9 protein-coding genes are annotated in these 8,833 nt (G+C 53.7%); all 9 read right to left on the reverse strand.

Annotated elements, in window-relative coordinates:
* A partial coding sequence (locus tag HMPREF9720_RS11670; RefSeq protein WP_009598582.1) for an ATP-dependent nuclease occupies positions 1-1,049 on the reverse strand: 1,049 nt, incomplete at its 3' end.
* A 5-nt stretch (positions 1,050-1,054) separates the two neighbouring features.
* On the reverse strand, positions 1,055-2,335 hold the full coding sequence (locus tag HMPREF9720_RS14870; RefSeq protein ID WP_009598581.1) for a restriction endonuclease subunit S: 1,281 nt from the start codon (positions 2,333-2,335) through the stop codon (positions 1,055-1,057).
* On the reverse strand, positions 2,329-3,045 hold the full coding sequence (locus HMPREF9720_RS11680) for a hypothetical protein (protein WP_009598575.1): 717 nt from the start codon (positions 3,043-3,045) through the stop codon (positions 2,329-2,331). The genes HMPREF9720_RS14870 and HMPREF9720_RS11680 overlap by 7 nt, the downstream gene beginning before the upstream one ends.
* Positions 3,046-3,059: 14 nt before the next feature.
* Entirely contained in the window at positions 3,060-3,500 is a 441-nt protein-coding gene (locus HMPREF9720_RS11685) for a hypothetical protein (protein ID WP_009598577.1), read from the reverse strand.
* Positions 3,501-3,510: 10 nt separating this feature from the next.
* Complete coding sequence (locus HMPREF9720_RS11690) at positions 3,511-5,037, reverse strand: type I restriction-modification system subunit M (protein WP_009598574.1); 1,527 nt, start codon at positions 5,035-5,037, stop codon at positions 3,511-3,513.
* On the reverse strand, positions 5,027-5,593 hold the full coding sequence (locus HMPREF9720_RS11695) for a restriction endonuclease subunit S (RefSeq protein WP_009598580.1): 567 nt from the start codon (positions 5,591-5,593) through the stop codon (positions 5,027-5,029). The genes HMPREF9720_RS11690 and HMPREF9720_RS11695 overlap by 11 nt, the downstream gene beginning before the upstream one ends.
* A 179-nt stretch (positions 5,594-5,772) precedes the next feature.
* Complete coding sequence (gene mobV / locus HMPREF9720_RS11700) at positions 5,773-7,197, reverse strand: MobV family relaxase (RefSeq protein ID WP_009598579.1); 1,425 nt, start codon at positions 7,195-7,197, stop codon at positions 5,773-5,775.
* A gap of 245 nt (positions 7,198-7,442) precedes the next feature.
* Complete coding sequence (locus HMPREF9720_RS11705; RefSeq protein WP_009598573.1) at positions 7,443-8,327, reverse strand: toprim domain-containing protein; 885 nt, start codon at positions 8,325-8,327, stop codon at positions 7,443-7,445.
* A 2-nt stretch (positions 8,328-8,329) separates the two neighbouring features.
* A complete protein-coding gene (locus HMPREF9720_RS11710; RefSeq protein ID WP_009598576.1) occupies positions 8,330-8,620 on the reverse strand; it encodes a helix-turn-helix domain-containing protein in 291 nt (96 codons plus the stop codon).
* Positions 8,621-8,833 lie beyond the last annotated feature (213 nt).

Raw genomic sequence — 8,833 nt, forward strand, 5'->3', positions numbered from 1 at the left:
TCGTCAATTATTAAATTGAAAGGGGTATTTTTAATTATCTCTGTTGAATGTGTCGCAATGAGAATCTGTTTGTTGTTTTTTTCGATAAAGTTCTGCAATTTTGAAACAAGCAACATCTGAAGACTGCAATGTAGATGAGCATCAGGTTCATCCAACAGTAAGACATCTATCTCCTCGTTTAACGCATAAGTATATACACTAAGCCATTGTAAAAAACCGCTACCTTCAGTCATGATATCCCGCGCCTTGTAATTAGGAAATAAATTAAATCCTCCATTGACATCATGACTCCCTTTTTTGATATTTACATGAACATATTGATGAAAATCGGAATTGAATTTTTCGGGAAATAGTTCACAGTTGAAGATCTCACGGAGAACAGCATTAAGTTGTTCATAGGGGTCAGTTGTTCGTAATGTTGCTAAATCAGAGTTTTTAATTTTGGGTCTATCTCCTTTTAGTTCTTTTCTCTTAGTTTGGTTGTTTATATACATGTCAATTATAGTATTCCGAAGCACAGCACCGGCTAACCCTTGTCCAATCAATTTTTTTCGTTGAGCTGTGTATTGCCATAATTCTTTGTCTAATATGCCGGCAAAAGGAGGTAAGTATGCGATAACTGGAATTTTATCATCTGTGTTAATATTTGAATCAGTTGTTTTCACAAATAATCGGTCATTGGCTAATGCAAGACTGATTTCAAGATGTTTGGATTCGTTATTAATTTTCCAGTCACATCTAATGGATAAATTGTATCCACCTCCAGGTTTAAGGTTTGGCCACAGATACTTAAGGTCCGGGATATTGATGGGAGTAAACTCATCAATATTCAAACCGACTCCATCTATATGTTGCATATCTTGCAGGGCTCCTTGTCCTTTATTAATTACAAGGAACGTTTTGCAAAATTCCCATACAGCCAATGCATGTAAGATGGTAGATTTCCCTTCGTTATTTCCACCGACTAAAAGAGATAATCCTTGGTGAAATTTAATGGTTTTCGAGGTGAATTTCTTGAAATTCTTTAATGTTATTGATTCTATATGCATAATAATTAATATTTTATACGTCTTTTACCGGTTAGGAGTTGTTGCATCAGGCCGCGTTTCTGACGGCGGAGGCGTTCGAGCTTCTCTTTGGCCAGCTCAATCTCGCGGTCGGCCGCGGTCAACACCTCCGCAATGGCGGTTTGCTCAGATAATGTCGGTATCTTTAGGGTTGTTTTACAAAGGGCAGTCTTGCTTATTGAATACACTTTGATACCTTGTATTAAAGGTTGTAGCTGTCGCCGATAATCTGTTGAATTAACGTAATAACCAAGGAATCTATTTACAAATATTCCGGATTTAGGTCGGAAAGGAATTGTGTGCAGACCGGACGTTACAGGTATTGCTTGAATATTTATAATCTCTATGGCTTTCCCGACAGTGTAGTCTTCTGCCGTGTCAGCAAAGATTATATCCCCATTTTTGAGATAATCGGATTTGACGATAACATCGTCATTTACATATGGGATATGAATAAAAGATGCATCTACAATAGTAGGTAATTTTATTAAAATATCTCCATAGTGAATGTTTTTTATATTCCCGATTTGCTCGTTTAAACAGTCTCGTGATAATGTATTTGATGATAGGAAATGTCCGATATCTCCCAATTTTACTTTTTCCCAAGGTTCGGAGAAACCGGGGAGACGGAGTTTTGCGGAGAGGAGTCGCTGCATCAAGGCGCGTTTGCGCAGGGCGAGTTTTTCAATCAGCCGCGCCTGCTTTTCAATCGCCTCATCCCACACGCCCAACACCTCCGCAATCTTCCGCTGCTCCGCCAGCGGCGGAACGGCTATCTTATAGGGAATGATATGTTTATTGTTTATTTGAGGAATGGATGAGGTGTCAGCGATTCGATATAATCGTTCATGTAAAATCCGGATATACAGGAACTCTGTGTCTACGATGGTCGTATGGGGTGTAATAGCCATCATATTGCTGTCCATTTGAATGTCTTTGGCGGCTATGCGAACTTTATTATTTAGAATTGAGGCTCCTCTTTTAGGGAAAATGATGCTCCCGGCTTTAATGGTTGTATTATTGTCGTCGGAATATTCTCTGCTGGATTCTTGGTATTTCTCGCAGTTGTTCAGGTCTTCGACCTTGACATATGGATATTTCCCCTCTGCCTTGAGGTGGTATAGGGACGGGCTTTCGCCGCTGGTTATTGATACAATGTCGCCTAACCGCATAACCTCCCACTCCTGCGGAATAATCCCCAGCGCCGTCGCCTTATAGCCTTGTGGTATGTTGGTATCGTGTGTCATTGTTGTAACTTGCTTTACCATGTTTTTTCAAATCGGAACTGAAGAATCCCTCGCAGAATGTTGTTGAGGTCTATTTTGTCCACGCTATATATACCGGGTGGAACCAATTGCCTTATTTTGTTCAGCTTATTGAAAGTTTCCGCGGAAATCGGGGAGGAATCAAGGTAGTAGACCGTATGGTCGATGTGGTACACGTCTTGATACTTGATAGCTATCAAGTCGGACTCGCGGACTATGACGGAGGTCATGTAGGGCATTTGGGGTACCAGTTTTTTGCTGTGGACAAGACTGTTCCATATTTTTGATGAAATCTCGTGCAATTTGGCTCGGTCTTCTTCTGCGAACAGACATGTGCCGACCACTCCATCCAGTTCCTCCTGGCTGCGACAATTCTTGTATATGTTAATCGGGTAACAATATACGAAGGTTTTCAACCCTCCCGGGAGAAACATGGAGGATTGCACATAAATCATTGAGCCGATGGAAAACTCAATGGGGCGATGCAGTTTTGCTCCACTGTTGCAGATGTCCATGTGGTCCTTCTCCCGTTTGAAGAAAAACAGCGGCTGGTGTTCCATTTGTTGGATTTTCAGCTTTTCCTGCTCCAGCTTGTGTTGCTCCTGTTGCAGTTTATGTTGTTTGCAGAGTACGACTGCGGTAACAATGGCTGTAAACACAGAGGTAATACCGAGAATGATATTCCCGAGGTCGCCCCATGTCGAAAGATTCATATTGAGTAGAAAACTTATAGTGTAATTACCTTAGTGGTTACGTTGTTCTGTCCGGATTCATCGTCACAAATCAGTTTGAGCGTTAATTTGTGGGGACAGCCAATCGTTAGATAGAGTTTGAGTTCGGCATCGTCTTGCGGGTTCATAATCTCGTATGGGAATATTTCATCGTTCATGACGATTAGACCTTCAACATCAAGCCCTTCAACTCGAATATTCCGAGCTACAGCCCGGCCATTGTTCCAGATTCGAAGCGTCCGGGGTCCTTTGGTATTCTGCGAAATCTCCGCGCGGATATCGGCTTTTTTGTTTGCTTGCTCCTCTTTCTGCAGCTGTTTCAGTTGATAAGAGTTGATTAACCGTTCTTGTTGTTTCAGCCTCCGGTCGTGCGCGAAATAGGTATACAGGCTGACGGCAAGAGCTGCGGCCGAAATAATAAGCGTCCAAGTCTCCATATTGGTCTTTTTAATATCCCAACTCCTTCAGATAACCATCCATCCGGACATGCACTTCTGCAAGCTCCTTTTCCAGGGCATCAATCTCCTGCTGCACGGCCGCAATGTCGATTTCGGGCTCCTCCTCGAAGGTGTCCACATAGCGCGGGATGTTGAGGTTGTAGTCGTTGTCGGCAATCTCTTCGCGCCGGGCCACGTAGGCGTAGCGCTCCTCGACGATGCCCGGCTTGAGTTCGCCCTGCGCAAAGCGGCGGTAGGTCGTGACGATGTGGTCGATATCCTCGTCGCGCAGCCGGTTCTGGTTCTTGCCGTTCTCAAATTCGCGGCTGGCGTCGATGAAGAGCACGTCGGTCGTCGTCTTGGCCTTGTTGAAGATGGCGATGGCAGCCGGAATGCCCGTTCCGTAGAAGAGGTTGGCCGGGAGTCCGATGATGGCTTCGACGAGGTTCTCCTCGACGGTCTGTTGGCGGATTTTCCCCTCGCTGGCGCCGCGGAACAGCACGCCGTGGGGAACGACGACGCCCACCTTGCCGTGTTCGTTGGCCACTTCGAGCATGTGGCAGATGAAGGCCCAGTCGCCCTTGCTCTTGGGCGGGATGCCGCGCCAGAAGCGGTTGTAGGGGTCGTCGGCCGCCTCGTCGGCGCCCCACTTTTCGAGTGAGAAGGGGGGATTGGCCACGACGGTGTCGAACTTCATCAGCGCGTCGCCCTCCTTGAGCTTCGGGTTGCGCAGCGTGTCACCCCAGCGGATGGTGGCGCTGTCGAAGCCGTGGAGCAGCATGTTCATCATGGCCAGCGCCCAGGTGCTGCCGTTGAGCTCCTGACCGTAGAGCGAGAAGTTGTCGGAGCCTACCTCGCGGCCTGCCTTGATGAGCAGGGAACCCGAGCCGCACGTCGGGTCGCAGATGCGCGAGCCGGGGGCGCTCTTGGTCAGACGAGCCAGCAGGCTCGAGACCTCCTTCGGTGTAAAAAATTCTCCAGCCTTCTTCCCGGCGTCGCTGGCGAACTTCTCGATCAGGAACATGTAGGCATCGCCGATGACGTCGTTGTTCGCAAGGTGTGACTCGTCGAACTGCAGCCGCTCGTCCGAGAAGTCGATAAGCAGCTGTTTCAGCCGGGCGTTGCGCTCCTTCGTTTCGCCGAGGTTGCTGCTGTTGAAGCTGATGTTGCGGAAGATGCCGCTGCCGTCCTCGCTGCTCAGTTTTTCGCGGTTGGCAAATTCGAGGTCGGCCAGCGCAATGTCGATCAATTCGCCGATATTGGGCTCGTTGCGGTGCTCGAAGAGGTAGTCGAACGAACTTTTCTCGGGGACCTGGAACCGTTCGCGGCGCATGGCTCGCTGTGCGCGCTCCGTGTCGCCGTCGTAGCGCTGGAGGTATTCCTTGTATTTCGCCTTGCTGACATCGCTGACATACTTCAGGAACAGCATCGTGAGGATGTAGTCCTTGTACTGGCTGGGGTCAATCACGCCCCGGAAGGTGTCGCAGGCTTGCCATACGACTTTGTTGATCTCTTCCTGTGTAATTTTACCGTTCATCTTTATATATTTTTGTTAATTTACAATCGGTGATTTGCCGGCGGCGCTCCGCGATAGCCTTGTAGAGGGCCTGTTCGCGGCGATGCAGACGGGTGAGGGCGATGCAGGCCCGCTGTCGCTCCAGCGGAGGGAGCGGAACATCGAACTCCTCGAGGTCAGCCTTGCTGAGCGAGGTGATGGCCGACCCTTGGGCCTGTGCCGTCAGCAGCTGCCGGGTGGATGGCAGGTTGAGGAATCCGCAGAGGTATTCGGGCAGGATGCGGGCCGGGTCGTCGATTCGGATAATCAGAAACGAGGGTGAGGCCACGCACGGCCCGAGTTGCGTCGGGGCGATGGCGCAGAAATTCTTGCCACCCTTGGCGGCGAGCAGCAGGTCGCTTTCTGTCAGCAGGTGGCGGGCTGCCTTGGAGCTGACGGTGGTTGTCGGTCGGACGGTCGGACGGATGTTTCCCACCTCGTCGAAATCGTTCACCTGAAGGTAGCAGGTGTCAGGCGAAGGGGCGTTTTTCAGGTAAACTCCCGTCTGGATGGTGGCAATATCTTTCAGTTTTACCATTTTTTTCTTTGTAGGTTTATTACAAAAGTATGTGCTTTACCCGAGAAAAGCAAATTATTTTCGAAAAAAAATCGCAGTACAAACTCTACAAATATTCCAATTAAGCGAGTTTCTTCACTTTGTGAAGAAAAATATCCGGCTGTTCGACCGGATATTCTCTTTGTCTTTTGGGGCAGGTGTTACCGCTTGATGGTATGTCGCCGGACTACCGGACGTTCGGGGCGGACGGGGTAGCCCAGGCGGATCATGAGCTCCACATACCGTTGGCGGAACCAGGCGTGTGCGGGTTGGCGGTCGATAAGCAGCTGGAAGCCTCCGGGGCCGTTCGGGTCGCGTTGCAGGCGGATCTCGGTATTTGAGACGTCGAAGCGGCGCGAATACTCCGGAGCGCGGAGTTCGCCCGAGACGTAGAGGGGTTTCATGGCGATGATCTCGCGGGCGCCCGATTCCGAGATCCCCATGTCGCGGCAGTATTCGCCCCAGCTGATAAGTGTCTGCGTGTCGGGCAGCCAGTGTTCGATGCGGTCGAGCTTCGCCTGCAGCTGTTGTTCGGCCTGCTCATGTCGGGCCTTCTCCTCGCGGTTGGCACGGTTCAGTGTTCCAATCTGTTCGTGCAGGGCGGCATTCTCCGCGTTGAGGCGGTCGATCTCCTGCTGCTGTCGCTTGACGCGGGAGGTGCCGATCATCGCCCCGATCCCCTCGACGATGTTCGACCCGACCTCTGCCGCAGCGTTTTTCAATCGGGCACCCTTCAGTTCGCCCTTCACACTCTTCAACTCGGCCTCTGTGCGGTTCAGTTCGGCGCTCTTCTGCGTCTGGAGCGTGGCGGTCTGTTCGTATTCGATGCGCACTTGTCGCTCCTGTTGTTTGAGCAACTCGACGGCCTTCCGCTTCTGCTCTTCGAGGCGGAGCAGCGCGTCGATGTTCTCCTGCAGATCCTGCTGCTGGGCGATGGCTTGGCGGTAGAACTCCTGCGTGGTGATGTGGCGCGCCTCCGAGCCGTCGATGCCGCGCTCCAGTCCGTATTTGGACATCGTCGCAGCGTAGCTGTCCTGATACTGCTTGAGCCGGACGCGCGACATGACGTCGTCGGCGCAGAGACGGGGCCGTGCGGCGGATTTCGGGCGGTAGTGCCGTTTGCCCGGTGTTTCGGATGCGGTGGTGCGGGCCTTGCGGCGCTCGCCCGTGACGATGGGCACCACGGCGGCGTGGATATGCGGGGTCGATTCGTCGCGATGCACGACGGCCGAGACGACGTTCTCCGCCCCGAAGGTCTCGCGCAGCCAGGCGAGGTTGTCGGCACACCACTCCGGAAGCCGCCCCTCCTCCTCGATGCGCTTCATCGCGTCGTGCGAACCGGTCAGCATGACGCGGATCACGCGCACCTGGTTGGTGCCGATCTTGCGCGTGAGACCGGCGTGTTCGAGGCGGTATTTGATCGCCTCCGTACGGTCGGCCACCTCCTCGGGGAACTCGACGAGCTCCTCGTTGAGGCTGGTGCGTTCGGGCGAGGCGTTGGTGGGTATCTTCGTGCGGGCGATGTGGGCGGTCATGGCCACCTCGTTGCCCGGGGCTTTGTCGAGATGCAGGACGGCATATCCCATGGTACGGTCGCTTTTCGGAGGGTTGTGTGGTTGAAGAAGGGACCGCTTTGGCGGTCGGCGTGCGCAGCACGACAGGGGGTGTCCAGAGGGGCTTGACCCTTTGGCCTATTGGGGCTTTTTCAGCGTCGGCGGGCCGATGCGTCGGAAAAAGCCCTAATAGGCTATGGCTTTTTCCTCGGGGGAAAAGCCGCGGTCGCGAAGCGGCCGATGGGTGGGCGACGGTTCCGGTGTCATTCCGGGCGACGTTACAACTTGCGGCCGCGACGACGCGGCGTGCGGGAAACCTTCGCGGACGATCGGAGCGATTCGTTCAGATCCTTGTGGGTACGGTAGCCCTCCGCACGGTCGATAACGGTCGCACCGGGCAGGGCGCTGCGCAGTCGTTCGAGGGTGAAGCGCCCCGCCTCGTTGTTGTCGAGAAAGGCGTGGATCGTCGCGTGGCGTGCGAGAAACGGAAGGGCGCGGGGTAGGTTCACCACGGAGTTGAGCACGGCGGTGTCGGCGGTCGGTGTCGGCTCGTGCTGCAGCGTCAGGTAGGAGAGCAGGTCGAAGAAGCCCTCGAAGAGCAGCGCCGTGTCGCCGTGCCGGTCGAAGGTCGTGATGGATTTCGGGGCGCTGCTCCCCTTGAACTGCGGGCTGCGCAGCTCCCAGCCTCCGGCATCGTTGCGGAAGCCGATGGCGAAGAAGCGCCGCTCGCCGACGGCGTAGTGAACCTCGCGGCACAGCGCTCCGGCCACGGCGGGGTCGATGCCGCGTTCGCGCAGATAGCCGATCAGCGCCGGATGTCGAATCTCCCCGACGCTGAGGATCCGCAACGGGGAGTCTTCGCGCGGCGAGGCGGTCGGGAGGGGCTGGAAGGAAACTTCGTCTGCGGCTCCTTTGCGGAGGCGTCGGATGGCTTCTGCCATGCCGCACCCTTCGAGGCGCATGACCAGCTGAAGAAGCGTACCCCCTTCACCCAGCCCGAAGTCGTACCAAAGCCCCTTGTCGTAGCGGACGCTGAAGCTGGGGGTGCGCTCCTTGCGCAGCGGCGAGAGGAACATGCCGTGGGTGGCGGTTTCGCGGTGGGGGTGCAGTCCCCGGCGGAGGAGATACTCCCGGATGCCGATGCAATCTGGTGTCGTCCTCATGGCTATCGGCTTTTGATGGGGACAATCCGGTGCAGTGCCGCCTCGACGTCGCTGTCGCGGAACAGCACGCGCCCGCCGATCTTGTGGGCACGGATCCGCCCGCGGTTCACCCAGTCGTTGAGCGTCACGAGCGAGATACGCAGGCGGCGGGCCGTCTCGCGGCGGGTCAGATAGTTCGGCGTCTCGGCGGTGGGTTCGGGGTGGAGCTGCCGCAACTCGTCGCGCAGCGATTTGCGAATCATCTCCGAGAGCTGGTCGGCGGTCATGCCGCTCAGAAAGATTTCCTTGGTCATAACGATTCGAATTTGGTTGATGACGCAAAGAAAGGCTTTCCAAACCCCTCCCGAAAACGGCGAATGGCGTTACAAATCAGCGCCAACCGATGCCAACCGGTGCCACACCGAGGACATGCCGCCGCCTGTTTCCGGACTTTGGCATTCGTTTGCCTGGGTTGGCACTGCCGTGTAATCGGATTCTGTTCGGGACGAAAAAAAGAGGGCGGCGGA

It is taken from the genome of Alistipes sp. HGB5 (genome assembly GCF_000183485.2).
Lineage (GTDB): Bacteria > Bacteroidota > Bacteroidia > Bacteroidales > Rikenellaceae > Alistipes > Alistipes finegoldii.